24 protein-coding genes and 1 tRNA gene are annotated in these 26,916 nt (G+C 69.1%); 12 read left to right on the forward strand and 13 right to left on the reverse strand.

All coding sequences use genetic code 11. From position 1 onward, the window contains the following. Nucleotides 1-28: 28 nt before the first annotated feature. Complete coding sequence (locus tag KBY57_RS05315) at nt 29-304, forward strand: SemiSWEET family sugar transporter (protein WP_254986944.1); 276 nt, start codon at nt 29-31, stop codon at nt 302-304. On the opposite strand, the gene KBY57_RS05320 is transcribed toward KBY57_RS05315, so the two are convergent. Next, nucleotides 294-2,351, reverse strand: coding sequence for an HDIG domain-containing metalloprotein (locus tag KBY57_RS05320; protein WP_254994841.1), 2,058 nt, complete (start codon nt 2,349-2,351; stop codon nt 294-296). The genes KBY57_RS05315 and KBY57_RS05320 overlap by 11 nt on opposite strands. Nucleotides 2,352-2,420: 69 nt before the next feature. On the opposite strand from KBY57_RS05320, the gene folD reads away from it, so the two are divergent. The 4 genes from folD to KBY57_RS05340 all read left to right on the forward strand — a co-directional run bounded on the left by folD (nt 2,421) and on the right by KBY57_RS05340 (nt 6,395). Further along, entirely contained in the window at nt 2,421-3,299 is an 879-nt protein-coding gene (gene folD / locus KBY57_RS05325) for a bifunctional methylenetetrahydrofolate dehydrogenase/methenyltetrahydrofolate cyclohydrolase FolD (protein ID WP_254994842.1), read from the forward strand. A gap of 179 nt (nt 3,300-3,478) precedes the next feature. Then, nucleotides 3,479-4,381 carry a geranylgeranyl diphosphate synthase CrtE gene (gene crtE, locus KBY57_RS05330; protein WP_254994843.1) on the forward strand — a complete coding sequence of 301 codons (903 nt, stop codon included), beginning with the start codon at nt 3,479-3,481 and terminating at the stop codon, nt 4,379-4,381. Next, a complete protein-coding gene (locus tag KBY57_RS05335; RefSeq protein ID WP_254994844.1) occupies nt 4,378-4,899 on the forward strand; it encodes a divergent PAP2 family protein in 522 nt (173 codons plus the stop codon). The genes crtE and KBY57_RS05335 overlap by 4 nt, the downstream gene beginning before the upstream one ends. 5 nt (nt 4,900-4,904) lie before the next feature. Then, nucleotides 4,905-6,395 (forward strand): ATP-dependent RecD-like DNA helicase, encoded by a 1,491-nt coding sequence (locus KBY57_RS05340; RefSeq protein ID WP_254994845.1) that lies wholly within the window; start codon nt 4,905-4,907, stop codon nt 6,393-6,395. A 16-nt stretch (nt 6,396-6,411) separates the two neighbouring features. Here KBY57_RS05340 and KBY57_RS05345 read toward each other — a convergent pair whose 3' ends face one another. The 7 genes from KBY57_RS05345 to KBY57_RS05375 all read right to left on the reverse strand — a co-directional run bounded on the left by KBY57_RS05345 (nt 6,412) and on the right by KBY57_RS05375 (nt 13,784). Continuing rightward, entirely contained in the window at nt 6,412-7,125 is a 714-nt protein-coding gene (locus KBY57_RS05345) for a GAP family protein (RefSeq protein WP_254994846.1), read from the reverse strand. Nucleotides 7,126-7,147: 22 nt separating this feature from the next. Further along, the gene (locus KBY57_RS05350) at nt 7,148-7,792 is read right to left on the reverse strand and encodes a histidine phosphatase family protein (protein WP_254994847.1); all 645 of its coding nucleotides are present in this window, start codon (nt 7,790-7,792) and stop codon (nt 7,148-7,150) included. Nucleotides 7,793-7,867: 75 nt separating this feature from the next. Continuing rightward, on the reverse strand, nt 7,868-8,170 hold the full coding sequence (locus tag KBY57_RS05355) for an acylphosphatase (RefSeq protein WP_254994879.1): 303 nt from the start codon (nt 8,168-8,170) through the stop codon (nt 7,868-7,870). Next, entirely contained in the window at nt 8,119-9,567 is a 1,449-nt protein-coding gene (locus tag KBY57_RS05360) for a cobyrinate a,c-diamide synthase (RefSeq protein ID WP_254994848.1), read from the reverse strand. Before KBY57_RS05360 ends, KBY57_RS05355 begins: the two co-directional genes overlap by 52 nt. A gap of 36 nt (nt 9,568-9,603) precedes the next feature. Continuing rightward, nucleotides 9,604-10,899 carry a glucose-6-phosphate dehydrogenase assembly protein OpcA gene (locus KBY57_RS05365; RefSeq protein ID WP_254994849.1) on the reverse strand — a complete coding sequence of 432 codons (1,296 nt, stop codon included), beginning with the start codon at nt 10,897-10,899 and terminating at the stop codon, nt 9,604-9,606. 20 nt (nt 10,900-10,919) lie between these two features. Next, nucleotides 10,920-12,443: a glucose-6-phosphate dehydrogenase gene (zwf, locus tag KBY57_RS05370; RefSeq protein WP_254994880.1), complete on the reverse strand. Its 1,524-nt coding sequence runs from the start codon at nt 12,441-12,443 to the stop codon at nt 10,920-10,922. A 162-nt stretch (nt 12,444-12,605) separates the two neighbouring features. Beyond that, on the reverse strand, nt 12,606-13,784 hold the full coding sequence (locus KBY57_RS05375) for a phycobilisome linker polypeptide (RefSeq protein ID WP_254994850.1): 1,179 nt from the start codon (nt 13,782-13,784) through the stop codon (nt 12,606-12,608). Nucleotides 13,785-13,997: 213 nt separating this feature from the next. On the opposite strand from KBY57_RS05375, the gene KBY57_RS05380 reads away from it, so the two are divergent. Next, nucleotides 13,998-14,468: an SRPBCC family protein gene (locus KBY57_RS05380; protein ID WP_254994881.1), complete on the forward strand. Its 471-nt coding sequence runs from the start codon at nt 13,998-14,000 to the stop codon at nt 14,466-14,468. Nucleotides 14,469-14,670: 202 nt separating this feature from the next. On the opposite strand, the gene KBY57_RS05385 is transcribed toward KBY57_RS05380, so the two are convergent. Together KBY57_RS05385 and KBY57_RS05390 are read right to left on the reverse strand one after the other, a co-directional pair. Next, nucleotides 14,671-14,743, reverse strand: a tRNA-Glu gene (locus KBY57_RS05385). A 37-nt stretch (nt 14,744-14,780) separates the two neighbouring features. Then, nucleotides 14,781-16,001 carry a histidine kinase gene (locus tag KBY57_RS05390; protein WP_409996407.1) on the reverse strand — a complete coding sequence of 407 codons (1,221 nt, stop codon included), beginning with the start codon at nt 15,999-16,001 and terminating at the stop codon, nt 14,781-14,783. An 80-nt stretch (nt 16,002-16,081) separates the two neighbouring features. Here KBY57_RS05390 and KBY57_RS05395 point away from each other — a divergent pair, with 80 nt between their 5' ends. From KBY57_RS05395 to pepN, 3 genes are read left to right on the forward strand one after another with little or no spacing between them, the layout of a single operon-like run. Further along, nucleotides 16,082-16,639 (forward strand): hypothetical protein, encoded by a 558-nt coding sequence (locus KBY57_RS05395; RefSeq protein ID WP_254994851.1) that lies wholly within the window; start codon nt 16,082-16,084, stop codon nt 16,637-16,639. Nucleotides 16,640-16,683: 44 nt separating this feature from the next. Then, nucleotides 16,684-17,136 (forward strand): cAMP phosphodiesterase, encoded by a 453-nt coding sequence (locus tag KBY57_RS05400; protein ID WP_254994852.1) that lies wholly within the window; start codon nt 16,684-16,686, stop codon nt 17,134-17,136. A gap of 6 nt (nt 17,137-17,142) precedes the next feature. Further along, the gene (pepN, locus tag KBY57_RS05405; RefSeq protein ID WP_254994853.1) at nt 17,143-19,845 is read left to right on the forward strand and encodes an aminopeptidase N; all 2,703 of its coding nucleotides are present in this window, start codon (nt 17,143-17,145) and stop codon (nt 19,843-19,845) included. Here the strand turns inward: pepN and KBY57_RS05410 are convergent. After that, on the reverse strand, nt 19,829-21,016 hold the full coding sequence (locus KBY57_RS05410; RefSeq protein WP_409996408.1) for a glycoside hydrolase family 10 protein: 1,188 nt from the start codon (nt 21,014-21,016) through the stop codon (nt 19,829-19,831). The two genes, pepN and KBY57_RS05410, sit on opposite strands and share 17 nt — an antisense overlap. 44 nt (nt 21,017-21,060) lie before the next feature. After that, nucleotides 21,061-22,068, reverse strand: coding sequence for a ribose-phosphate pyrophosphokinase (locus KBY57_RS05415; RefSeq protein WP_254994854.1), 1,008 nt, complete (start codon nt 22,066-22,068; stop codon nt 21,061-21,063). A gap of 68 nt (nt 22,069-22,136) precedes the next feature. Between KBY57_RS05415 and KBY57_RS05420 the strand changes: the two genes are divergently transcribed. Beyond that, entirely contained in the window at nt 22,137-22,652 is a 516-nt protein-coding gene (locus KBY57_RS05420; protein ID WP_254994856.1) for a hypothetical protein, read from the forward strand. Between the two features lie 53 nt (nt 22,653-22,705). Here KBY57_RS05420 and KBY57_RS05425 read toward each other — a convergent pair whose 3' ends face one another. Next, a complete protein-coding gene (locus KBY57_RS05425; protein ID WP_254994857.1) occupies nt 22,706-23,668 on the reverse strand; it encodes an LCP family protein in 963 nt (320 codons plus the stop codon). A 75-nt stretch (nt 23,669-23,743) separates the two neighbouring features. On the opposite strand from KBY57_RS05425, the gene KBY57_RS05430 reads away from it, so the two are divergent. Both KBY57_RS05430 and malQ read left to right on the forward strand, forming a co-directional pair. After that, on the forward strand, nt 23,744-24,985 hold the full coding sequence (locus KBY57_RS05430; RefSeq protein WP_254994858.1) for a Coenzyme F420 hydrogenase/dehydrogenase, beta subunit C-terminal domain: 1,242 nt from the start codon (nt 23,744-23,746) through the stop codon (nt 24,983-24,985). Then, entirely contained in the window at nt 24,982-26,475 is a 1,494-nt protein-coding gene (malQ, locus tag KBY57_RS05435) for a 4-alpha-glucanotransferase (RefSeq protein WP_254994859.1), read from the forward strand. Before KBY57_RS05430 ends, malQ begins: the two co-directional genes overlap by 4 nt. The last annotated feature ends 441 nt before the right edge of the window (nt 26,476-26,916 follow it).

A 26,916-nucleotide genomic window follows, 5' to 3' on the forward strand; every position in this document is an offset into this window, starting at 1 on the left:
ATGCTGGCCACACTCTGCGCTGCAGCCCATGGCCGCCCCCCTGGTGCCTCCTGCCGTGCGCGCCCTGGGCTATGTCGCGGCCCTGCTCACCACCGTGAGCTTCTTTCCCCAGGCCCTCAAAACCCTGCGCAGCGGCGACACCAGCGGCATCTCCCTGCGCATGTATGGCCTGTTCACCGCCGGCATCGCCCTGTGGGCCGTCTACGGCGTCTGCACCGGCGATGGCCCCCTGATCGCTGCCAACCTGATCACCTTGGTGCCCGCCGGCATCGTGCTGGAGCGCAAGCTGCGCGCTAGGCGCTAAAAGCTTTGCGGGCTGGGATCGGGTAGGGGATGCGGCGGTGACGCATCCGCTTCCACACCCGCACAAAGGCCCGGACCAGCAGCTCCAGCTCGGCCCGGCCGATGCCGCTTTCGGCCAGTTGTCCATCGTTCTGGCGAGCCTCCACGATGCGGCGCACCATCTGCTGGGCCTCCGTTTCGCTGGTGCCCGGCGGCAGGGAGCGCAGGGCCGCTTCACAGCCGTCGGCCAGCATCAGGATCGCCGTCTCGCGGCTGCGGGGCGTCGGCCCCCGGTAGCGAAACTGCTCTTCGGCGATGGCGGGATTGCGTTCCCGCGCCTGGTGCAGGAAGTAGCCCATCTTCAAGGTGCCCTGGTGCTCGGGGATGAAGTCGGCCAGGGGCCGCGGCAGCCGGTAGCGGCGGGCCAGTTTCAGCCCCTCATCCACGTGGGCCTGGAGGATGGCGGCACTGGCGAAGGGGTCGTCGAGGGCATTGTGGGGGTTGCTGCCCTCGCCCTGGTTCTCGATGAACCACTGGGGGCCGTGCAGCTTGCCCACGTCGTGATACAGCGCCCCGGTGCGCACCAGGTCGATGTCGGCCTGGATCGCCCGGGCGCCCTCCTCGGCCAGGCCGGCGATCATCAGGGTGTGCTCGAAGGTGCCCGGCGCCTCCACCGACAGCCGCCGCAGCAGCGGCCGCTGCAGATCGGCCAGTTCCATCAGTCGCGCCCGGGTCACCAGACCGAAGAAGGTTTCCACCAGCGGCGCCAACAGCAGTCCGGCCATCAGCAGCCCGCCCAGCAGCAGCGCTTCGCTGAGCAGATCCACCTGACTGGGTCGCAGGACGGATTGCAGCAGCAGCCACTGCACGGCCAGGCCCGCTCCCGGCAGCAGCACCGCCAGCTGCAGCAGTTCGGCCCGGCTGCGCTGCCGTCCGGCCGCCACTGCCGCCACGCTGCCCACCGCCGCCGCCACCAGCAGCCGCACGGCCGTTAGGGCCGTCACCGGCAGGGGCCACAGCAAGGTGCCCGCCGCCAGCCAGGCCAGGCCGCAGGGGGTGCCCAGTCCCTGGGCAAGCAGCAGGGCCGGCGGCACCAGCAGCACCAGGGGGCTGGCCAGTGGCCCCAGCCACAAGGTGAAGCCCTGCATCACCAGCAGGGCACCGAGGGCCAGCAGTGCCTGCCGCGGCTCCAGGCAGGCCCGCCAGCGCCGCAGCACCAGCACCAGCACCCCCGCCACCGCCAGAGCCTCGAGGAAATGGCCCAGCCAGGTGAGTGGCCTTGGCCTGCGGTTCACCAGGCCGAAGTAATCGAGCACGTCTAAGGACTGGGGGCTGATCGTCTCCCCTTGGCGGGTGATCAGATCGCCCTGCTCCACAACGATCGTGGGGATGCCCTGCTGAGTGATCAGCGCCTCAATGCGCCGTTGGCTCAGCCCCGGATCACTGCGCAGGTTGGAGTGCCCCTGCAGCGCATTGGTCAGCAACCGGGCCCCCAGGCCCCGCGGCACCGACGCCAGCGGCTCCAGCTGCAGGGTGGCGGCTTGCAGCAGTTGCCCTTCGGCTACGCCGGGGGCCACCCCCTGGCTGAGCATGCGTAGCTGGGCCTGACGCACCTCCCGCCCCCAGGCGGTGAGCTCAGCCGGTCCGACGGTTTTCAGCCAGGCCCGCTCCTCGGCGGTGATCGCCACTGGCTCCACCCGCGGCTGCTCCGCGTTGGCATGCTGTTCCACCGCCTGCAGGCCCTTCTCCAGTTGTTGCTGGAGCAGCTGGTTGGTCTGCTGGTCCACCACCTGCACGGTGGTGCGCGGCACCATCTCCTGACGCCGCTCCTCGAGGGCCGTGCTGTCCACCACCCGGGCTGCCTTGGGTGCTCGCGCGGTGAAGGGAGCGCTCATGCCGGGGCGCAGGTTGGGCTCCACCAGCCAGGGCCAACTCGCCAACAGCGCCACCAGGGCGCACACCAGCAGCACCGAGGCCGTGTCGCGGCTGCGCCAGATGCCGGGGGGCTGCCGCGGGCGTTCCAGCCGCAGCAGCTTCCGCCACAGGGATCGCAGCTGCCTTAACACCATTCCAAAACGCTAGCGGGCCTGCCTGCGGGCGGGATTGCAAGCTGGTGGGGCGCAACCTTGATTTGCTCCATGGCCTTCCGTCTGGATGGCCGCCAGCTGGCCGGCGAGATTGAAGCCCGGCTCCAGGCGGTGATCGCCGAGCATCTCCCCGTGGTGGGGCGCCCGCCAGGCCTGGCGGTGCTGCGGGTGGGCGACGACCCCGCCAGCGGCGTCTACGTGGCCAACAAAGAGAAGGCCTGCGCCCGGGTGGGCATCACCAGCCTCGGCGCCCATCTGCCGGCCGGCACGCCGGCAGCAGAGGTGTTGGCGGCCGTGCAGCGGCTCAACGCCGACCCCGCCTGCGACGGCATCCTGCTGCAGCTGCCCTTGCCGGACGGCCTCGATGAGGCGCCGCTGCTCCTGGCGATCGATCCGGAGAAGGACGCCGATGGGCTGCACACCCTCAACCTGGGCCGCTTGCTCAAGGGCGAACCCGGCCCGCGCAGCTGCACCCCCGCCGGCGTGATGGCCCTGTTGGCCCGCCAGGGGGTGGTGCTCGCCGGCCAGCGCGCGGTGGTGGTGGGCCGCAGCATCCTGGTGGGCCAGCCGATGGCGCTGATGCTCCAGGCCGCCGATGCCACCGTTTCGGTGGCCCACTCCCGCACCGCCGATCTGGCTGCCCTCACTCGCCAGGCTGATGTGTTGGTGGTGGCCGCCGGCCGGCCGCGCATGATCGGCGCTGAGCACGTGAAGCCCGGGACCGTGGTGGTGGATGTGGGCATCCACCGCACCGAGAGCGGCCTCTGCGGCGATGTGCGCTTCGAGGAGGTGGAGCCGATCGCCAGCGCCATCAGCCCGGTGCCCGGCGGTGTTGGCCCAATGACCGTCACCATGCTGTTGGTGAACACCGTGGTGGCCTGGTGCCGCCGCGCCGGCGTCGACCACGGCCTCGGTGATCTGGTGCCCTGATCTGGTGCCCTGAGCTGATGTCCTGACGGGCCGCCGGGTCGTTGCGCGATGGTGCCTCGCGCGTTGTTGAACGTTCTGTTTCACACATCCAAATCGCTCTGCAACCAACACCCGCCAGCGCTGGGCCGGCGGTTCGCCTGAGAGAATCGCCGCCAGGAATGGCCAGAGGCCCAGCCCCCATGACCGCGGCGGTATCCACCTCCTTTGATTTCGCCGCCTATCTGGAGGCGAGCCGCCTGCGGGTGGAGGCGGCCCTGGACGGCTCCCTCGGGCCGGAGCGCCCCGAATCGCTGCGGGAGGCGATGCGCTACTCGCTGCTGGCCGGCGGCAAGCGGCTGCGGCCGATCCTCTGCCTGGCGGCCTGTGAGCTGGCGGGCGGAGAGAGCGATCTGGCGATGCCCACGGCGGTGGCGCTGGAGATGGTGCACACCATGTCGTTGATCCACGACGACCTGCCCGCCATGGACAACGACGATCTGCGCCGCGGCAGCCCCACCAACCACAAGGTGTACGGCGAGGCCAACGCGATCCTGGCTGGCGACGCCCTGCTCACTCGCGCCTTCGAGATGGTGGCGTTGCGCAGCCCCGGCGTGCCGGCTGAGCGGTTGCTGGCGGTGGTGGGTGAGCTGAGCCTGGCCTCCGGTGCCCCCGGTCTGGTGGGCGGCCAGGTGGTGGATCTGGAGTGCGAGGGCAAGAGCGTCGACCTCGACACCCTCGAGTACATCCACCTGCACAAAACCGGTGCCCTGTTGCGCGCCTGCGTGCTCACCGGTGCCCTGATCGCCGGCGCTTCCGACGACCTGCTGGCGGCCCTGCGCACCTACGCCCGCGGCATCGGCCTGGCCTTCCAGATCATCGACGACATCCTGGATGTCACCGCTAGCAGCGAGGTGTTGGGCAAAACCGCCGGCAAGGACCTCACCGCCGACAAGACCACCTACCCCAAGCTCCTCGGCCTGGAGGAATCGCGCCAGCGGGCCGATGCCCTGGTGACCGAAGCCAAGGCGGCCCTGGCCCCCTGGCACGCCAGTGCCGCGCCCCTGCTCGCCCTGGCCGACTACATCACGAGCCGCGACCGATGAGCACGGCCGTTGCTGGGATCTTCGACAACGGCGTGATGTGGTGGGGGCTGGCGGCCTGCGGCGTGGCCCAGCTCTCCAAGCTGGTGATCGAGCTGGTGGTGCACCGCCGCTGGAACCCAAAGGTGCTGGTGGAAACCGGCGGCATGCCGTCGAGCCACTCGGCCCTGCTCACCGGCACCACCGCCGCCCTTGGCTGGGTGCAGGGGTTTGACGGACCGCTGTTTGCCCTGGCGGCCGTGCTCTGTTTCGTGGTGCTCTACGACGCCTCCGGCGTGCGCCGAGCCGCCGGCCTCACCGCCGCCCGGGTGAATGCGATGGGCGACACCGCAATGGGTGACACCGTGATGGCCCCAGGCGATTCAGCCCCCAAGCCCCTCAAGGAAAACCTCGGCCACACCCGCCTGGAGGTGCTGATCGGTGCGCTCATGGGGCCGCTGGTGGCCCTGCCCGGGCTGGTGCTGCTGGGTTCTCCGCTGCATCTGGCCCAGGGGCTGGGCTGGTTCACTGCGGTTGGTTGACGCGGTTGGCTGACGCCGCAGCTTCCGGCCCCTCCGCGGCACTCACCGCCGATCAGCAGGCCGCGGCCGCTGCCTTTGCCGACTGGCTGGCCGCCCCGGTTGACGGCACGCCGTTTGTGTTGAGCGGCTACGCCGGCACCGGCAAAACCTTCCTGTCGATGCGCTTTCTGGCCCAGGTGGAGGCCACCGGCCTCTGCTGGACCGTCGTCGCCCCCACCCACAAGGCCGTGGGCGTGTTGCGCTCCCACCTGGCCCTGGCGAGCCTCGCGCCCACCTGGTTTCCCTCCACCATCCACCGGCTGCTGCGCCTCAAGCTCAAGCGCCAGCGCGACATCGAGCGCTGTGAGGAGACCGAGCAGACCGCCATGGCCCTCGAGCACCTGGGTCTGGTGCTGATCGATGAGGCCTCGATGGTGGATTCCACCCTGCTGGAGATCAGCCTGCGCTGCGCCCACCCCTTCCGCACCCGGCTGGTGTTTGTGGGCGATCCGGCCCAGCTGCCGCCCGTGGGAGAGCCCGAGAGCCCGGTGTTCAGCCTGGGCCGGGCCTGCCGGGCCGAACTGCACCAGGTGGTGCGCCACCAGGGGCCGGTGCTGCGCCTGGCCTCGGGTCTGCGCCAGGGGGATCTGCCCTGCCGCCGGCCGCCGCCGCTGCCGCCGATCCGCACCGCCGCCGGTCAGGTGGCCCTGCTGGAGCGGCGTGAGTGGCTCGAGGCCGCCCAGGCCGCCCTGCGCCGCAGCGCCGACACCGACAACCCCGACCTGGCCCGCATCCTCTGCTACACCAACCGCTCCCTCGAGCAGCTGGTGCCGATCGCCCGCCGCGCCCTGCACGGCGAGATGGCCGACCAGCTGCCGGTGCTGCCCGGCGAGGTGCTGATCACCCGTGCCGCCGTGATGGCCCCCGCCTGCCGCGAGGGCGAGGACGCCGCCGAGGAGCCCGACATGCTGCTGGGCTCCAACCGGGAGCTGGTGGTGCGCGATGTCATCCCCGAGCGCTGCGACCTGGCCGATTTCGGCGTCGCCACGGCGGATCTGGGCGGTGATTTGTGTCCGCCGGTGATCGACACCCTCACGGCCCGGGTGGAGTCCGGCGAGAGCCAGCTGAGCCTGAGGCTGCTGCCGCCCCTGGGCTCGGCGGCCCGGAGCGCCCTCGAGGCGGTGTTGGCCCGCCTGCGTCAACGCGCCAGGGACGCCGGCAAGCAGGAGGGCAAGGGCCTGTGGCGCCGCTTTTTCCTGGTGCGGGACGCCTTCGCCTCCCTCGGTCCGGCCGCCGTTCTCACCGTGCACCGCAGCCAGGGCAGCACTTTTGCTGAGGTGTTCGTCGATGCCGATGTGTTCTGGCCCAGCGACCCGGTGCTGCGCCGCCAGCTGGTGTATGTGGCGGTGAGCCGCGCCAGCCAGGCCGTGACGCTCCAGGCAGGGCCTCAGGCCGCAGGCCCCGGCGTCCTTGCCGACCAGCAGCTCTGGAGCCAGTGGCTCCAGGCCGATCCCTGATCAGGCCAGCTTCGGGCTACGCCAGCATCAGGCCCTCGATGCCCTGCCAGCCCAGGTACACGGCCAGGGCCACGCTCACCAGGCCCACCAGCAGGTCGCCCTTGGCAAACAGCCACTGCTTGCCCCGCTCCAGCAGCGGCAGGATCCGCTCCGGGCCGGCCAGCAGCAGGGCCAGCAGCGGCGCCAGCAGCAGGCTGGCGCTCACCAGGCTGAACACGCCGGTGGCCAGCACCTCCGTGCCCCGGCCCAGGTTTGCCGCCAGCAGGCTGCCGGCGGTTTTGGCAAACAGAAACAGATCATCCGGGCTGGCCACCTCAAGGGCCGCGCTGATTGCCAGCAGCAGCGGCAGGGGCATGGCGCAGAACTGATCCAACTTGCGGGTCCAGCCGGGCGGCGCCGAACCCTCCTCCTCCTTGGTCAGCAGCTCCTTGAGGCCGAGCCCCAGCAGGGCGCCGGCCGCCAGCAGGTCGAGGCCGGTGCGGTGGCTGGTGCCCTTGTCCATCGTCAGCAGCAGACCGTGGCCCACGGTGAGTAGCAGCGTCACCGCCAGGGCCGCCGTGACCAGCCAGCCCGTAACAAACCAGCCGCCGCGCTGCAGGGGTTTGGGGCCGAGCAGCAGCAGCAGCAGCAGGCCGATGTGCAGTGGCGAGAAGCCGATCGCCAGCCCAAAGGCCGCGAGTTCTCCCAGCAGGGCGCTCAGGCCGTTGGCAGCGGTCTGGGGATCAGCCATGTGGATCAGTCATTTCGATCAGTCATGACGCGGCGGGCTCGACCGGGGCATTCCAGCGCACCACCGTGCGCCGCTCCCGTTCATGGCCGAGCACCGAGAGGGTGGCGGTGTTCAGATTCAGCAGCGCCCCGCCGGCTGCCCCGAGCCCCAGCCAGGTGCCCGCCAGGCTGCGCAGAATATGGCCATGAGCCACCAGGGCCACCGCCGGGGCCTGGGGGGCGGCGAGGGATTCAGTCAGTGATTCAGTCAGGGATTCAGTCAGGGATTCAGCTAAGGCGATCACCCGTTGGCAGCGCTCCTCCACCTGGGGGCAGCTTTCGCCGTCGGGGCAGCCGTGGCTCCACACGGTCCAGCCGGGCACCTGCTCGCGGATCGTGGCGGTGGTGATGCCCTCGTAGCGGCCGTAGTCCCACTCCTGCAGGTCGGGGCAGACCTGCGCTTGCGCCCCCAGGCCGGCCAGCTCGGCGGTGCGCCGCGCCCGCTGCAGCGGGCTCACCAGCACGGCGGCAAAGCGCTGCCGGGCCAGCACCGGTGCCAGGGCCCGGGCTTCCGTCTCCCCTTCCGGCAGCAGGGGCAGGTCGGTGCGGCCGGTGTGGCGCCCACTGAGGGCCCATTCGGTGGCCCCGTGGCGCAGCAGCCACAGCTCGAGCTGGGGAGGGGTGCTCATGCCGGTGATCTCAGGTTGTGCAACAGGTTGTTCAACACAGTCATTCACGCGTTTGGCACCCCTCGCCCCCACGCTTCAGCGCCGCACCTCAAACCAGTCGGCGCCGGTGGCTGCCACCTGGGTGCTGGCCACGCTGTTGACCGCTGCCAGCGCCGGACCCTTCTCGCACCAGATGCGCAGTTCGGTGAGCTCCTGGGGCGGGCCCTCCGCCTCGATCTCCACCGAGCCATCGGGGCGGTTGCGCACCCAGCCGCTCAAACCCAGATCCGTGGCCCTGGTGCAGCAGGCGGCGCGGTAGCCCACCCCCTGCACCTGGCCGCGCACGATCAGACGCCAGCGCTCCTGCTGAATCTGGGGCTGGGGCTCGTGGGGTTGGATGAAGCGGCGCTCGTCGGCAGCGGCGCGGCGCGCCCGGCTGCGGCGGCCAGGCGAGAGGGAATCACCGGGCATCCAGCCCAGTGGAGATGCAGCCAGCTGGCGTGCACGTTCGGCGCTGTCCATCCTTCGCTGCGGGTTGGAGTCCCCCAGCCATCAAGCTGCCACAGCCCGCCGCCACCGGCCACAGATTCGAGCTGCCAGCGGTGGAATTCATGGCCGCAGAAGCGTTCGCCCGGCCGCACCAGCAGCCCGCGCGTCGTGGCCGTGGCCTCGCGGTAGCCCAGGCTCAGCGCGCCTTTCTGGGCGCGGAAGGGCAGCACCCCTGCCATCGGCTGCAGCGTCCCGTCGCCATCGGCCAGCTGCTCGCCCAGCAGCAGCAGGCCGCCGCATTCGGCCACCAGCGGCAATCCCGCCGCCGCCGCCCGGGTCAGCTCGCCCAGGCTGCGGCGGCTGGCCGCCAGCTGGGCGGCATGCAACTCCGGATAGCCCCCGGGCAGCAGCACCGCCCGGCAGCCCACCGGCAGGGCTTCATCGGCCAGGGGGCTCCAGGCCACCGGCTCCAGCCCCACCGCCGCCAGCAGCTCGCCGGCTTCGGGGTAGCGGAAGTGGAAGGCCGCGTCGCTGGCGATCGCCACCGGCAGCGGCGCCTGCTCGGGTGGGCTGGGGCGGTGCTGGCCCAGGCACCAGTGGATCGGATCCTCGGCGCCGGCCTGGGGGGCGGGGGGCGCCAGCAGGGGCTCCAGGCGCGCGAGATCGAGGTGGCGGGCGGCCAGCTCCGCCCATTGCTCCTGGCGCTGCTCCAGATCGTGAAGCTCCCCTGGCGGCAGCAGCCCCAGGTGGCGCGACGGCAGCTCCAGGCTCGGGTGGTGGGGCAGCACCCCCAGCAGCGGCACGGCGATGCTCTCCAGCGCTTCGCTCAGCAGGGCGTGGTGGCGTTCGCTGCCCACCCGGTTGAGCACCACGCCGGCCAGGTTCACCGGCGGTGGGCCATGGTCGCGGAAGCCCCGCACCAGCGCCGCCAGGGAGCCCGCCTGCCTTGAGGCTTCCACCACCAGCACCACCGGCAGCTCCAGCTGGGCCGCCACCGCCGCCGAACTGCCCTCACTGCTGGGGCCGCGGCCATCGAACAGGCCCATCACCCCCTCCACCAGGGCCAGGTCGGCCCGGCTGCCGTGCCAGTGGAAGCAGCGCTCCACCCACTCCCGGCCGCACAGCAGCGGATCGAGGTTGCGGCAGGTGTGGCCGCTCACCCGGCTGAGCAACTGGGGGTCGAGGTAGTCGGGCCCAACCTTGAAGGGCTGCAGGCGCCGGCCCGATCGCCGGGCCCAGGCAGCCAGGCACAGCGACAGCAGGGTCTTGCCGCTGCCACTGCTGGGCGCGGCGATCAGACAGGCCATTCAGGGGTGCTCAGGGAGCAGGCTTGGGGAGCAGTCTCAGGGCAGCAGTTTGGCGGCGATCGGCGCGGCGGCGGCCAGCAGCGGGTTGGTGGAGTCGTGGCCGCCGGAGAGCAGGCGGGCCATCTCCATCTCCTCGCTTTCCATCGGCAGCGGCACCACCTCCTCGGCCAGTTCCATGCTCGCCATGCCGCCCGATTCGAGCCGCATGCAGCCGCCCGACTCGGAGCAGAGGATCACGCACAGGGGCGAGCCCTGGCTGCTCTGGCAGATCAGCCGCAAGCCCACCATCGCCCCGGGGTGGGTCTTGGGCACGCCCACCGGCACCGGCATCTGGCGGAAGCGCACGGTTTCGCCGTCGGTGCGCTCGAATTCGGCGCCGATGCCCTGGCCCATGCCGTTGCCGTCCACGGGGTAGGTGGAGATCAGGTGCCAGCCCAGCCGGTCGGCCAGCCAAGCCGCCAGCAGCAGGCCCTTCACCGGGTTGCTGCCCTCCACGTCGAGGTCGAGCTGCACCACGTGGTTGAGGGCATCCCGCCGCGACGGGGGGTCAAACACCATCGCCAGCGACTCCCGCCAGCTGCGCAGCCGCAGCCAGTTGAGGTCGTTGATGGGTTGGCCGGCATCGATGCGATCCACCAGCAGGTCGAGGCAGCGGCGTGGATCCCCCAACGACGAATCCACCACCAGGCGCCGATGGCCGCTGGCCAGGGTTGCCATCACCTCCGGGGCCTCATCGAGGCTGCTGTTCCACCACACCCAGCAGGGCAGGTCGGGGCTGATCAGCGGCTGCACCAACTCCAGGCTCTGGCTCAGGGCGCCGGTGCCGCCACGCAGCACCACCACATCGCCGCAGGCGTCGCCGCCGCTGCCTTCCTCCGGCAGGGGGCAATAGGCAGCCACCAGGGTTTCCAGGGGATGGCCGCCATCGAGGGTGGGGGCCAGGGTGATCAGCCGCCGCGGCATGTGGGCGCTGATCGCCCCCTCCACAAACTGCCCCCGCAGGTCTTCGGCGTGGTGGTCGCCGCCCAGCTTGCCGATCGCCCAGGCCAGCTGGGGATCCATCGGCGCGGTGCTCAGCGGCAGCCCACAGCTGATCGCGGCGGCCCGGGCAGCCTCCAGCACCGTCTCGTTGAGCAGGCCGGTGATCGGGCCTTTGAGCCGGCCGCAGCGCACCAGCTGCTGCTCCAGCCAGGAGCCCTCCCACACCACCAGGGTGAAGGTGGCGGCTCCGTGGGAACTGCCCAGTTCCTGGCTCCACAGGCGCTCCAGGTAGCTGGGCACCTCGGCGGGGGGCAGGGCAAGTGGGGCCTGGAGGGTGAGCTGGGTCGACATGGGGGCAGGGGGTGAAAAACTTAGGGGCGACGCCAGGCCAGGCCGTCCTCGGCCAGCAGACTGTCGGCGGCGCCGGGGCCCCAGGTGCGGGCCTCGTAGGGGTGCACCGGCAGCTGGTTCGGGGCGTCTTCGATCAGCTCCAGTAGCGGGGTGTACAACCGCCAGGCGGCTTCCACTTCGTCGCTGCGGGTGTAGAGGGTGGGGTCGCCCAGCATGGCGTCGGCCAGCAGGCGCACGTAGCCCTCATCGCTGGGTTCGCCGAAGCTCTCGTCGTAGGAGAAGGCCATGTCCACCGGCCGGCTGCGCATGCCGGAGCCCGGGGCCTTCACCTCAAACTTGAACTCGGCGCCCTCGTCCGGCTGGATCCGCAGGATCAGCTGGTTGGGGGTGGGGGCGCCACCGGCGGCATCGAACAGGTGCACCGGCGCCTCCCGGAAGGTGAGCACCACTTCAGAGAGCCGTTTGGGCAGCCGTTTGCCGGTGCGCAGGTAGAAGGGCACCCCCTGCCAGCGCCAGTTGTTGATGAACAGCTTCATCGCCACGTAGGTCTCCGTGGTGCTCTCGGGGTTCACCCCCGGCTCCTGGCGGTAGCCGGCGATCGGCCGGGTGCTCGATCCCCCCGCTCCGTACTGGCCCCGCACGCAGCACTTCCAGGGCTCGTCCTCGTTGGCCAGCCGGGCGGCCTGCAGCACCTTGGCCTTCTCGTTGCGCATCGACTCCGGATCGAAGCGTCCCGGCGCCTCCATCGTGGTGAGGGCGAGCATCTGGGTGAGGTGGTTCTGCACCATGTCCCTTAGGGCTCCCGAGCTCTCGTAGTAGCCGGCCCGCTCCTCAACTCCCACCGTTTCGGCGGCCGTGATCTGCACGCTGGAGATGTAGTTGCGGTTCCAGATCGGCTCGAAAATGGTGTTGGCAAAGCGCAGCACCAGGATGTTCTGGACCGTCTCCTTGCCCAGGTAGTGGTCGATCCGGAAGATCTGGTTTTCCTGGGCGCTGGCCTGCACCACCCGGTTGAGCTCCTGGGCGCTGCCGTAGTCGCGGCCGAAGGGCTTCTCGATCACCACCCGGCTGCGGGCCGGATCGCTGAGCAGGCCGGCGGCCGCCAGGGCCCGGCAGCCACTGCCGTAGAAATTCGGCGACACCGACAGGTAGAAGGTGCGGTTGCCGCGGGTGGCCCGCTGCCGGTCGAGCATGTCCAGCCGCTGGCCGAGCCGCACGACCGTGGGCGGATCCTGCAGATCCACCGGCTCGTAGAAGAGGCCCGCCGCAAACTGCTCCCAGGCCATGCGGTGCTCGGCCACCTCGCTGGCCATCGCTTCGGCCATCTTCTGGCGAAATTCCTCGTCGCTCCAGGGCCGGCGGGCGCAGCCCAGCACAGCGAATTCACTGGGCAGGCGCCGCTGGCGGAACAGCTCAAACAGCGCCGGCACAAGCTTGCGGTGGGTGAGGTCGCCACTGGCCCCGAAGATCACCAGGCATTGGGGCGGAATTACCCGCTCCTGGCGGAGGCCGACCCGCAGTGGATTGGTGAGCACGCTGCCCATGGATGCCTTCGCGGTGCCCATGGTTTAACCGGCCTGGCGGCGCTGCCCACCGCCTAGCCCACTTTGTGATGGTTTCTGTGTGGGATTGGCCAAAAAAAAGCCCGCCGGAGAGGCGGGCTGAAGGCTGGTGGTGATGTCCTTTGCCGGATGTCCAGCCCGATGTCAATAGGTTTCGACGTGCCAGCGCTCGGCTTTCTTGAGCTGGGGACGCAGCTCGGCCCAGTTCAGACCCTTGGCGGCCGCGGCGGTGGCCATGGCTTCATCGATGCCGGGTTCCATGCCCCGCAGACCGCACATGTAGACGTGGGTCTTGGGGTTTTCGATCCAGGAGAAGATCTCTTCGGCGTTCTCGCTGACGCGGTCTTGGATGTACATCCGGCCACCGCTGGCGTTCTGTTGCTCGCGGCTGATGGCTTTGGTGTAGCGGAAGTTGTCGGGGAACTCCGCTTGATAACGGTTGAAGTCGTCGTCGTAGAGCAGGTTGGCCGTGGTGGGTGAGCCCATGAACAGCCAGGCCTTGCCCTTGAAGGTCCAGCCGTTCTTTTCGCGTTCGGACGGCTCGAACATGCGCCGCAGGTAAGTGCGCATCGGGGCGATGCCGGTGCCCGTGGCCAGCATGATCACGTTGGCGTCTTCGTCGGCAGGCAGGAGCATCTCTTTGCCCACCGGACCGGTGATCTTCACCTTGGCGCCGGGTTCGATGTCGCAGAGGAAGGTGGAGCAGACGCCGTTGATCGTTTCGCCGTCCTTCTCGTACTGGAGCTGGCGCACGCACAGGGAGACGGTGTCACCGGCCAAGTTGTCGCCGTGGCGGGTGCTGGCGATCGAGTAGAGGCGCAGTTTGTTGGGCTTGCCGTTGGCATCGGTGCCGTCGGGAATGATGCCGATGCTCTGGCCCTCGACGTAGTGCAGCTGGGGATCGCCGCCCTTGAGATCGAAGGTGATGTGGTTGACCCGACCAATCGCCCCATCCGCCAGCAGGCTGTAGTTCTCAGTGACGGTGCCGATGAACGGGTCCTTCGGCTTGTAGAGGTTGACGGGGACGTCGGCGTGGGACACGGCAGCGGGTTTCGTAGGAGCGGCTTTGGCTTTGGCTTTGGGGGCGGGTGCGGCCGGGGCTGGTGCAGCGGCAGGCGTGTCGCCACCGGCGCCGTCGGCACCCAGCACGGCACGGATCCGACCGCCCTGCTGGGCGATGGACTGCATCAAGCCCTGGAGCTGGTTGTACGGCACGGTGAAGCGACGTTCAGCCTGGCGCTGGCGACCGATGCCGAAGCCCTCCACCACGACGGTGAACATGCGGCTGTCCGACTGGATGGCGCGACCGGTGGAAACACGCATGCAGACTCAGCCCCCTCAAAAGCGCGCTGATCATACGGAACCTTTCCGCTGCGGTTTTCCAGGAGACGCCGCTAGGTTTGTGCGCCAGCACACTTCGACAGTGCTCCTTTGGCCCAGCTCCTCGCCCAGGCCCGCCCTTCCGACCCGCCCCCCAGCGACCCGTCTTCGGCCGTCGTGAGCGACGCCTGCAGCCTCGACACCATCCAGCAGGTGATGGAGCGGCTGCCCCAGGGAGCCCGGCGGTTGGCGGTGCAGCTGCGGCTGCCCCTCGACCCAGAGTGGCTTTGGGCCGTGCTCACCGACTACGCCAATCTCAACCTCTACATCCCCAACCTGGCCTCCTCCCGCGAGCTCTGGCGTCGGGGCAACAAGGTTGGCCTCGAACAGGTGGGGACCCAGCAGTTCTGCGGGCTGCGTTTCAGTGCCCGGGTGGAGCTCGAGCTCGAAGAAGATCCCGAGGCTGGCGAGTTGCGGTTTTGCATGTGCCGCGGCGACTTCCGTCGGTTCGAGGGCATTTGGCAGATCGGCCGCTCCGGCGGGGTGACCCATCTCTTCTACGAGCTCACGGTGCAGGGCCGTCCCGGCATGCCGATCGGTCTGATCGAGCAGCGCCTGCGGGAAGACCTGGCCAACAACCTGCGTGGTGTGCAGAGCGAAGCCGAACGCCGCGCCGCCTTGTCCTGAAGCATCCCTGCTGGGCAGGAGGTGCTGTTGGTTGTGCGGATTTCTGTTTGTTGAACAACCTGTTCAACAGCTTGATTGGGGTGGATGTCGGCAAGCGCGACACCGGCAAAAAAATGTCTCTTTGAGAAGCACGATCGCTCGTCAAGAGATCCGGCTTGAGCGTTGCGAAAAGCAACTCTTTGGGCCGTTGTTTGGTTGTTAATACCCCCAAGGGGATTCGAACCCCTGTCGCCTCCGTGAAAGGGAGGTGTCCTAGGCCTCTAGACGATGGGGGCGAGGCCACAACGCTGTTCGGCGTTGCTGTGTTGGAAGCTACGGGTCAGGGGCACCCTTCGTCAAGGCGGGTTGGGCCTGACCGCTCCAGACCGGGACGCTGACGTGGAAACAGGCCCCCTCACCGGGCTCGGACACCACCCAGATGCGGCCGCCGTGCACCTCCGCGATGCGGCGGCACACCGACAGCCCCACGCCGTAGCCGGAGGTGGTGCCTGAGGTTTGCGGTAGACGCACCCGATCCAGGAAGATCCGCTGCTGCTCGGTCTTGGGGATCCCCGGTCCGCTGTCGCAGACGCTCACCTGCACCCATTGGTCGGTGCGGTGCAGCAGGGTCAGGTGCACCCGGCCCCGATTGGGGGTGAACTTCAGGGCGTTCTCCAGCAGGTTGAGCAGCACCTGGCGCATGCGCCGTTGGTCGGCGAACACATCGGGCAGGTCGGCGGGGATATCGGTGATCAGCTCCAGGTCGCGGCCCACCCACAGCTTTTCGAGCTCGAGGATCGCCTCTGCGGCCACCTTGCCGAGCGACAGACGCTGGGGGTTGAACAAGGCCTCCCAGCGGGTCGTGCCCACCTCCAGCAGATCCTTGGAGAGTTCCTGGATGTCGTCGAGGCGGCGGGTGAGCACGTCGCGGAAGCGTGGCTCATCGATTTGGCCAAGGGTGTGGCTTTGCAGGGCGAGCTTGGCGGCGGTCAGCGGGGTGCGCAGTTCGTGGGCCACCATCCGCAGCAGCCGTTCCTGCACCCCCAGCCGCTCGATCAGGGTTTCGTTCTCCTGGCGTAGCACCAGGAGCTGGTCTTCCAGCTGCAGCTCCCGTCGGGTACGGCTGCCATCGATCTCGGCGGGCCGCAGGCTCATGCCCAGGCTGGTGACCACCTCCATCTGCTGCCAGCGCGGCAGCCAGCTGCGCAGCTTCTGGGTGATCGCATTGCCGGCGATCACCTGTTTTGGCAGAGGGCCGAGCTTCACCAGGGCCGGCGTGGCCACCAGCCGATGCAGCTCCAGCAGTTCCGGTTGGCGGGCTGGGTCGGCCAGCTCCAAGCTCACCGTGAAGCGGCACTCCTCGCTTTTGAGGAACTGAATCAGGTTGCGCAGATCCGGGCTGGCCAGGTGGTGCTGGGCAGCAACCAGCAGCAACTTCAAGGCCTGACGCTCCGACGCGCTGTCTGCTGCGGCACTGCCTGCTGCGGCGCTGCCTGCGACGGCAGCGTTAGCCACGGCTTCGGTGGTGGGTTGCTCGGCCTTCACGTGGTTCACCCTATGGGGATTTGGCCAGACCCGCCCAACCTCGCTATGACATGGGCAACCAATGCCGTGCGCCCAAGGGCCGGGATGTCATGAGCATGCTTTCGGATCTCCCCACCCCAGCGCGGCCGCGGATTCAGCTCGACAGCAACCTGCGTCGTTGGTTTGCCCGCAACCTCGGTTTGTGGCGCTCGAGACGGTTGTATTTCTTTGACGACGGCGAGTCGCTGCGCGTCGACATGATGCTGCGGGTGGAAACCTTCAGCGAGCCGGTGGAGGGCGATGCGGCCTATCGCTTCACCTGGTGGCCGGAGCAGGAGTTCGAGTTTTTCGACAAGAAACCCCGTTTCGTGCCGACGGGAACGATGGAGGCCTACCTGTGCGGGCATCAGCTGTGGCGCAGCCGCGGTTACATCTGTGGCACGCCCACCAAAACCCAGATCCGTCAGGTGGACGAGCACGAGCTGATTTTTGAGTCGCACTACCAGGAGTGGGACATCCTTGAACACGTTCGCCTGGTCGACCAGGACCGCTACCGCGCCCGCTCGATCTACTCCTGGAAGGACGGCGCGCTGGAGCTGGCCGAAACCCACCACGAAATCCGGGTGGAGGAGGCCGGGGCTGCGCTCCCGCACGACTCCCTGGCCTGATGCAGCAGCATGGCTGCATCTCAAGACACCCGTTTCCTGCTGTGATGCCCCGCCGTTCCGCTCCCTTGGCTGCCTCCTGGCTGGTGGCTCCGCTGTTGGTGCTGCCCCTGCTGCTGGCGCCGGCGGCGGCCCAGGCGGCCCCCGCCACGGAGGCGGACATGAACCTCTACACCCGCATTGCGGCGGTGAATGTCTGCATTGCCCGTGGGGCCGGCGTGCCCTTTGACAAGGCGGTGGGCATCGCCGGCGAAACCATCGCCCAGGTGATTCAGGGTCAGCACGACGGCGTGATCACCCAGGTGGGAGCCAAGCCGCTCAGCCTCGACGACCTGCGCAAGGGCTCGATCAATTCCGCCGTGCTCGGGGCTGCTGAGATCTGCCCAAAGGAGGTGCCGGCCGATGTGATGGCGAAGGTGCAGGAGGCCCTTAAGCCCGCCCCCGCCGCCAACCCCTCCCCTTCGAAGCCCGCCCCTGGCAAGCCCTCCCCCAACAAGTAACTCCCCATGGCCCTGGTGCGCCTCGCCGATTACCGCCCGGCGCCATTCCTGCTGGAGCGCACCGACCTGACGGTGCAGCTGCACGCTGACCACACCGAGGTGGTGGCCCGGCTGGCCTTTGTGCCCAACCCCGGTGCCCCCTCCCCAGAGGCCCCGTCTCCCGAGCCCCTGGTGCTGCAGGGTGTGGATCTGGAGTTGCTGGAGTTGCGCCTCGATGGCGTGCCCCTGGCCGCGGAGGCGTACGAGCTCACGGCCGAACAGCTGCGGATCGTCCAACCGCCCCAGGGCCCATTTGTGCTGGAGAGCCGGGTGCGCATCCATCCGGAAACCAACAGCACCCTGGAAGGCCTCTACGTGAGCGGCGGCCTGTTCACCACCCAGTGCGAAGCCGAGGGCTTCCGCCGCATCACTTTCCATCCCGACCGCCCCGATCTGCTCAGCCGCTTCCGGGTGCGGATCGAGGCGGATCGCGCCAGCTGCCCGGTGCTGCTCTCCAACGGCAATTGCATCGACACAGGAGCGCTGCCCCCCGATCCGGCCACGGGGGCGGCGCGCCACTATGCGATCTGGGACGATCCCTTCCCCAAGCCCTCGTACCTGTTCGCCCTGGTGGCAGGCCAGCTGGAGGAGGTGCGCGGCAGCTTCACCACCGCCAGCGGCCGTGCGGTGGCCCTGCGCATCCATGTGGAGCCCGGCGATGCGCCCTACACCGCCCACGCCATGGCCTCGCTGCAGCGCTCGATGGCCTGGGATGAGCAGCGTTATGGTCTCGAATACGACCTCGATGAGTTCAACATCGTGGCGGTGCGCCATTTCAACATGGGCGCAATGGAGAACAAAAGCCTCAACATCTTCAACTCCAAGCTCGTGCTCGCCGACGCCGAAACCGCCACCGATGGCGAGCTCGAGCGTATCGAGAGCGTGATCGCCCACGAGTATTTCCACAACTGGACCGGCAACCGCATTACCTGCCGCGACTGGTTCCAGCTGTCGCTCAAGGAAGGGCTGACGGTGTTCCGTGACCAGAGCTTCACGGAGGATCTGCACGGCGCGGCCCTCAACCGCATCGAGAACGTGGCGATGCTGCGCAACACCCAGTTCCGCGAAGATGCGGGCCCAACGGCCCATCCGGTGCAGCCCGACGCCTACCAGGCGATCGACAACTTTTACACCACCACGATCTACGAAAAGGGATCGGAACTTATTCGTATGTTGCACACCCTGCTGGGGGAAGAGACGTTCATGCGGGGAATGGCGCTGTATGTGAGCCGTCATGACGGCACCGCCGCCACCTGCGAAGACTTCGTGCAGGCGATGCAGGACGCCGCTGGCGGAGCTGCCTCCTTCGACTTCGCCCAGTTCCGCCGCTGGTATCACCAGGCCGGCACCCCCCGCTTGCACATCCAGCGCCACTGGGATGGGGAGGCCGGCGTGCTGGAGCTGCAGGTGGAGCAGCACACCCCGCCCACCCCCGGCCAAAGCGATAAGCAGCCCTTGGTGATTCCCCTGGCCCTCGGCCTGCTCGACCAGGCCGGGGAGCCCCTGCCTGTGCAACTGGAGGGGGAGGCGAAGCCCGCCGTGCACGCCGGCGATGGCACCCGCCTGGTGGTGATCGATCGGCCCCAGCAGACCCTGCGGTTGGTGGGGTTGCCGCGGCAGCACCATCCGCCGGCCCTGTCGCTGCTGCGCCGGTTTTCGGCGCCGGTGATCCTGGAGATGGGGCGCCCCACCGCCGAGCTGGTGCATCTGCTCGCCGCCGATACCGACCCCTTCGCCCGCTGGGATGCGGGCCAGGTGCTGCTGCGTCAGGCGGTGCTGGCCCGCGCCGCCGGCGCGGCCGACGCCCTGCTGGAGGAGGAACTGATCGACGCTTTCGGCCGGATCCTGGCCGACCCGTCGTTGTCGGAGGCCAGCCGCAGCGTGCTGATGGCGCTGCCAGGTCTGCCCGAGCTCGAGGATGCCGCTGCTGCAGCAGGTGGCGAGCCCGATCCGCCGGCCCTGTTTGCGGCCCTGATGGCCCTGCAGCAGCGCTTTGGTGCCGCCCTGGCTGAGCCCTTGGCGATGGCCCTGCAGCGCTGCACCCCCCAATGGGGCCTGGCCTGGCCCGAGGGCAACGGCGACCGGCTGCTCACCGGCACGGTGTGGAGCTGGCGGGTGGCGGCTGGCGACTCGGCCGTCTGCGCGGCAGCGGCGGCGGCGGTGCGGGGCCCCTCGATGACCCTGGCCCGCGCCGGTCTGCGGGCCTTGCAGTGCCACCCCATCCCAGAGCGGCAGCAGGCGGTGGAAGCCTTCTACCAGCGCTGGCAGGACAAGCCCGTGATCCTCGATGCCTGGTTTGCCCTGGAGGCTTCGGCCCCCTTTGCCGATGGCCTGGAGCGGGTGGCGCGGCTGCTGGAGCACCCGCGCTTCGATCCGGCCGCGCCCAATTCGGTGCGGGCCGTGCTGGGCGGCTTGGCCGGCAACGCACCGGTGTTCCATGCCGCTGATGGCGCCGGCTACCGCTTCATGGCGGCGCGCATCGCCGAGCTCGACCAGCGCAACCCGATCACGGCTTCGCGCCTGGCCAAGGTGTTCAGCCGCTGGCAGAGCTACGGCCCGGCTCGCGCGGCCGCCATGCATGCCGCCCTCGAGAAGCTCGCCGCCGCCCCCCTCTCGCCCAACACCGGCGAAGTGGTGCAGCAGTGCCTGGGGGCTAAGGCCGGCCGTTGAGGCTCTGGTGCAGCTTGCGGAAGGAGGCCTGGCGGTAGGTCGCCCCTTCCGCTCCGGCGTGCAGCCCCCACAGGCCTTCCCAATAGAAATAGATCACGCCGTGGCCGCGGCTGGTGGCCAGCTGGGTCTTCTGGGCCAGGGTGGTCATGTCGGGGGTGCGGCCGCCGAAGCCGGCCAGGATGCCGATCTCCACGGGCATGCCCCAGCTGCGCGCCTTCACCAGGGCGGGCTGGTTGAGGTCCTTCTCGAAGCCCTTCACCGAGTAGGCGTAGTTCTGCACCACCAGGTCGTCGATCAGCTCGCCGAGGGCCCAGAGTTCCCAGTCCTGGAGCCAGTGGTTGTAGGCGAAGCGGAAGGGGCCGGGCGACAGGCTGATGATCGTGCGCTTGGGCACGGAGCCCGCCGGGGCATCCAGGGTTTTCAGTCGCCCCCGCAGCTCCCGCAGCAGCCCGGTGAGCTGCTGGCGCCGCCAGCGCATCCAGGCCCGGTCGGTGTGGTTGTCGGGGGGCTCGCGGCCGGTGTCTTTGCGAAACAGAGCGCGGCTGAAGGGGTCGTAGCCAAGCTCCACGGGCCAGGCGAAGTGGTCGTCGAGCTGGATGCCGTCGACGCTGCAGCGCTGCACGATCTCGGTGATCAGGCCGAGGAAGCGCTCGCGCACGCCGGGGTGGGCGGGGTTGAGCCACACCATCGGCTTGCCGTGCATGGCCATTTCGCTGCTGCCATCGCGGCGTTGCAGCACCCACTCGGGGTTCTGGCGCACCACCGCGGCATCGGCCGGCTCCATCAGGCCGTACTCAAACCAGGGGATCACCTGCAGCCCGCGACGGTGGGCGGCCCGGGTGAAGCGGCAGATCGGATCGAGGTTGGGGTTGGCCTTCTCCAGGGCCGGCTCCAGCGGCGCATGGCGGGAGCGGTGGAAGGTCGCCCCCCGGCTCCACACATTCGGGTAGAGGGTGTTGAAGCCGGCGTTGGCCAGCTCGCTCACCGCTCGGTCGATGCGGGCAGGGTCGTAATAGAGGGGGCTGGGGCTGTTGGTGAGCCACACGCCGATCCGGCGCTGAGGGGTCTGCAGCGGTTGGGCCTGCAGCGGCTGGGCTGCGGCCCAGGGAATGGTGAGCAGCACGCTCACCGCTGCAGGCAGCAGGGCCTTGAGCCGGGCGAAGCGGCGCAACCGGGGTTGTGGTTTCAGCGGGCCGGGTTTCAGCGGAATGGGTTTCAGCGGAACATCGAGCTCACCGAGCTCTCATCGTGGATGCGCCAGATGGCTTCGCCCAGCATGTTGGCCACCGACAGCACCTGCAGCTGGGGGAAGCGGCCATCGTGGTTCTGGGGGATGCTGTTGGTCACGAGCACCTCTTCAAACAGGCCCGGCTCCGACATCCGCTCGATCGCCGGGGGTGAAAACACGGCATGGGTGGCGCCAGCCAGCACCCGGATGGCGCCCCGATCGCGCAGCAGCCTCGCGCCGGCGCAGATGGTGCCGCCGGTATCGATCATGTCGTCGATCAGGATCGCCGTCTTGCCGGCCACATCGCCGATCACCGTGAGGCTTTCGGCCACGTTGTGGCCCGAGCGGCGCTTGTCGATGATCGCCAGGGGCGCATCGTTCATCTGCTTGGCGAAGGCCCGGGCCCTCGCCACGCCGCCCACATCGGGAGACACCACCACCACCTCGCCGAGGTCGCGGGCGCGCAGGTAATCCACCAGCACCGGCGATCCGTAGATGTGGTCGCAGGGGATGTCGAAGTAGCCCTGGATCTGGGCCGAGTGCAGGTCCATGGCCAGCACCCGGTCCACCCCGCTCTTGGCCAACAGGTTGGCCACCAGCTTTGCGGTGATCGACTCGCGACCCGCCGTCTTGCGGTCGGCGCGGGCGTAGCCGTAGTAGGGGATCACGGCGGTGATCTGACGGGCGGACGCCCGTTTGCAGGCATCCACCATGATCAGCAGCTCCATCAGGTGATCGTTCACCGGAGCGCAGGTGGGCTGGATCAGGAACACGTCGCAGCCGCGAATCGATTCCTGGATCTGGATGTAGAGCTCGCCATCGGCGAAGCGCTTGATCACCCGCGGGCCGTCGGGAACGCCCAGGTAGGCGCCGATTTCACGGGCGAGGGCCTGGTTGGCGGTGCCGCTGAACAGGCGTAGCCGGCGGGTGTCGTGAGTCGACTGGGACGCGTTGCCTTGGGGCGCCACGCGATCAGCGGTCAAGAAACTGGTCACGGCGGGCGCGGACGCGTCGGCTGAAACCCGATCGTAGAAGCGTGGCCGCCCCCCTAGTGCAAACATCCATGACGCTTTCCAAGCCTGGTTTGCCGCAGTCGCTGGTGCTGCTGGCCGCTGGGCCCGCGGCAGCCGTTGTCGCGCTGCAGCACCAGCTGGGGCCCCAGCTGGCCATGGCCCTTGGCATGGCCTGGAGTGCCCCCTTGGATCCTCAGGAGCCCCAGCGCGCCCTGGCTGGCCTGGCCGAGCAGGGGCCGGGCCTGGTGCCCCTGCCGGTGGATCCCGGGTTGCCCCTCAATGGCACCGGCCATTGGGCCGAGGCCCTGGGGGCCTGGCGCCAGCCGGTGCTGCTGCTGCTGGCGGGCGAGCAACTGGAGACCGGGCTGCCGGCGGCGATGGTGGCCCTGCTGCACCAGTGGCAGGTGCCGCTGGTGGGACTGGTGCAGGGCGATGGGGCCTGGGATCCGGAGGCCCGCCGCGGCGATGGTCTGCCCTGGCTGGGTGGGCTGGATCCTGCAACCGGTGAGGCCGGAACCCTGGCGGCTGCCCTGGCGCTGCGCTGGCGTCAGATCGCCTCTGATTGAGTCCCGACTGAGTCCGGACTGCGCCCCGACTCAGCCTCCTGGAGCCTGCCTTGCTACGGGGCTGCCGCTGAAAGGTCTGGGGCCTGCCAGAGGGGATTCGGCGCGCTGCTGGCGATCTGGCGCAGGGGCTGGCCAGCTTTGCTGGGAGCCAGCGGCACGCTGGTGAACTGCACCGTTTCTCCGTGGCTCAGGCCGGCAGCCAGCAGGCTCAGGGTTTCCGCTTGGCTGAGGTTGGTGACGACGCCCTTGTTCTGGAGAGATTGGAGCAGTGAGGAGAGCCGGCCCAGTTGCTCCGGCAGTGCCATTTCCCGTAGCAGGCTGCGCACCACCAGCTGGTGGTTGTCCTGGCGGCTGTCCTCCGGACGGGCGGGATCGCGGTAGCGCACCAGTTGTTCCACCTCGTTTCCCTTCAGCCGCTGCAGCCCACCCTGCAGATCCACTGTGAAGCGCTGACTCTTGTCGTTGTATCGCAGGGCCCGGGTGGGGTTGGCGGCGATGCTGCCGAGACCATCCACCAGGCTGCGCAGGCTGGCGCGGCCGAGCACCAGGTAGCGATCCGGCTCGCCGGAGTCGAGCCCCACCAGGCTGCGCACGGCATCGGCCGTGAGGGCGGCGCCGCCAAGGCGGTAGAGGCTTCCGAGGCTCTGGGGCCGTTTCTGGCCGGGGAGCTGCACCGCCAGGTTGGGCGGCAGGGTGAGCACCTGGAGCGGCCCCTGGGGATTCACCCGCACCAGCAGCAGGGCATCGGCATTGGCCGGTCCGCGGGGGGCGGCTTGGTTGAGCGGATCGCCTGGCTGCTCGCTGTCGAGGCCGATCACCAGCAGGGTGATGTTGCGGCTCGGCGCCTTGCCCAGGTCGGCCGGACTGAGCTGCCGCACCGGTTCGGTGGAGCGATCGGGCTCGGGCCAGACCAGGCCGAGCAGCCCCAAGCCAGCGGCCATTCCGGCGGCAGCCGCCCCCAGCCGCAGCAGGGTGGGCCCCAGGCGAGGCTTGGGCTGGGCGGGATGACGGGGCATCTGGGCTCGGCGGCAACCCACTTTGGCCTAACCCGATAGGTTGTGCCCTGGCTGATGGGGCGAGGGAACCCGCTGATGGCAGCACTGTTTTCGGTAAGCGGCTCTTCGCAAAGCGGCTCGTCCACCGCGCCGCCCCCCCACGAGCGGGCCCGCCCCCTGGCCAAGGGCAGCGTCTACCCCGCCAAGGATCTCTGCAGCCAGTGCGGCCTCTGCGATAGCCGCTGGGTGGCCTACGTGAAGGACAGCTGCGCCTTCCTGGAGCAGCGCTTTGAGGCGATGGAGGAGCAGGCCCATGGCCGCAGCCGCGACCTCGATAACGACGACGAGCTGTATTTCGGTGTGCAGCAGCGCATGCTCACCGCCCGCCTGGCCCAGCCGATCGACGGCGCCCAGTGGACCGGGATTGTCAGTCGCATCGGCGTGCGCGCCCTGGAGACGGGCCTGGTGGATGCGGTGTTGTGCGTGGGCCAGAGCGACGAGGATCGCTTCACGCCCGTGCCGCGGCTGGCCCGCACACCGGAGGAGGTGCTCAGCGCCCGGGTGAACAAGCCCACCCTCTCCTCCAATCTGGAGGTGCTCGAGCAGCTGCCGGGCAGCGGCATCCGCCGGCTGTTGGCGATCGGCGTGGGCTGCCAGATCCAGGCCCTGCGCGCCGTGCAGTCCACCCTGCCCCTCGATGAGCTCTACGTGCTCGGGCTCCCCTGCGTCGACAACGTCTCGCGCGCCGGGTTGCAAACCTTTCTGGAGAGCACCGTCAGCTCCCCCGACACGGTGGTGCACTACGAGTTCATGCAGGACTTCCGCATCCACTTCCGCCACAGCGACGGCCGCGAGGAAACGGTGCCCTTCTTCGGGCTTGACACGCCCAAGCTCAAGGACGTCTTCGCGCCGAGCTGTCTGAGCTGCTTCGACTACACCAACGCCGGCGCCGATCTGGTGGTGGGCTACATGGGGGCGACGTTTGGGCGCCAATGGCTCACGGTGCGCAACCCGAAGGGCCAGGTGCTGCTGGATCTGGTCGAGAGCGAGCTCGATGTGGCACCGGTGACCAGCAGCGGCAGCCGCCAGGCGGCGGTGCAGCAGGGCATCGAGGCCTACGACAAGGCCGTGAAGCTGCCCCTCTGGTTGGCCAACCTGATTGGCTGTGTGGTGGGGCGCCTGGGGCCGAAGGGCCTGGAATACGGCCGCTTCTCGATCGATTCCCACTTCACTCGCAACGCCCTGTGGCTGCGCCGCAATCACCCCGAGAAGGTGGCGGCTCACATCCCCGCCTTTGCCCAGGCAATCATCAGCCGCTACCGGCTGCCTGAAGCGTGAGGCTCTCCGGCGTTTTGCTCCATCCCACGTCCCTGCCGGGGCCTGGGGGCTGCGGCGGCTTTGGCCAGCCTGCCCACGACTGGCTGGCGCTGCTTGGCCGCCATGGCATTGGTGTGTGGCAGCTGCTGCCCCTGGCCCCCACCGACACCACGGGTTCGCCCTACAGCTCCCCCAGCGGTTCGGCCCTCAACCCCTGGCTGCTCGACGCCGAAGACCTGGTGCAGGCAGGCTTTTTGCAGCGCTCGGATCTCGAGACGCTCCCCGGCGCCGCCGCCCGCTCCGGCCCGCTGGATCTGGCGATGATGCCGGCCCGCAGCCGGGCGCTGGGTGAGGCCCTGGCTCATCGCTGGCCGGTTCAGCCGGTGCAGCAGCAGCGCGCCTTTCGTCGCTGGCGCCGCCGCGAGCGCGGCTGGCTGCCAGACCACGCCCTGTTCATGGTGATCCGCCGGCTCCAGGGCGGTCAGCCCTGGTGGCAGTGGCCGGCTCCGCTGGCCCGCCGCAGCCGCTCCGCCCTGCGCCGCATCGCCCGGGAGCAGGCCCGCTGGCTCCTGGAGGAGGAGCTGCTGCAGTGGCAGCTGCAGCGCCAGTGGCAGCTGCTGCGCCAGCAGGCCGAGCGGAACGGTGTGCAGCTGCTGGGGGATCTGCCCTTCTACGTGGCCCACGACAGCGCCGACGTGTGGGCCCACCGCGCCCTGTTTTCACTGCGCGCCGATGGCAGCCTCACCGCCCAGAGCGGCGTGCCGCCCGACTACTTCTCCGCCACCGGTCAGCTCTGGGGCACGCCGGTCTACCGCTGGCCCGTGCACCTGCTCAGCGGCTTCCGCTGGTGGCTGGCTCGCCTGCAGCGTCAATTGGAGCTGTTTGATCGGCTGCGGCTCGACCACTTCCGAGCCCTGCAGGCCTTCTGGAGCGTGCCCGGCGATGCCGCGACCGCTGAACATGGCCGCTGGCGCTGGTTTCCGGGCTGGCCGTTGTTGGCGCTGCTGTGGCTGCGGCGCGGCCTGCACCTACCCCTGATCGCTGAAGACTTGGGCGTGATCACCCCGGCGGTGGAAGCCCTGCGCGATGGCTTCGGGCTGCCGGGCATGAAGATCCTGCAGTTCGCCTTTGATGGCGACCCTGGCAACCCCTACCTGCCCGCCAACATCCGCGGCCGCCGCTGGGTGGTGTACACCGGCACCCACGACAACGCCACCAGCGTCGGGTGGTGGCAGAGCCTCGACGAGGGCGGCCGGCGGCGCGTGGCCGAGGCGGTGGGGGTGCCGATCACGGCGCCGGCCTGGCAGCTTCTGGAGCTGGCCCTGGCCAGCTCCGCCGATCTGGCGGTGGTGCCCCTTCAGGATCTGCTGGAGCTGGACGATCGGGCCCGCTTCAACACCCCCGGCACCAGCTCCGGCAACTGGACCTGGCGCCTCGACCAGCCCGTTGCCGCCCTGGGCGGCGCCCTGCAGGGCTATGGGGCCATGGCTGGCCGCTACGGGCGGACATAATCATTCTTGATTACCCATGAGCCTCCGCAACCCTGAGATCCCTCTCGGTGCAAGGCATGCAGCAGCAGACCGCATTGGCGATGCGTTCAGTCATCGCATCCATCGAAAAGCGCCGGTTGAAGCGGAGGCGCTTTCCAGCACAAGGAGGGGGCAATTCCGCCGACCTGAAGCGATGCTGAGAGCACCGGCGAGGGCACCAGTAAATTATTTTAAATGAGCCCTGGATGAGGCGGTGCTCACGCTGATGATCAGCTGCTCAAATTAGGGACTCCTGAAAAAGCTTCCAGCAAGCTGCCTTGATTTCAGCCAAGAGACATGGGTGCAGGAAGCTCGCTAGATCGGTTATGCAGTGACGAGCAATTCTTCTGTTTCAAGCCATAGAATATCCCTGAGCGCCTTCCAGAGGAAAACTGGCCTTTGACAGGTATAAATCCAGGCAAA

The sequence above is a fragment of the Cyanobium sp. Aljojuca 7D2 genome, from assembly GCF_024346415.1.
Classification (GTDB): Bacteria; Cyanobacteriota; Cyanobacteriia; order PCC-6307; family Cyanobiaceae; genus Cyanobium_A.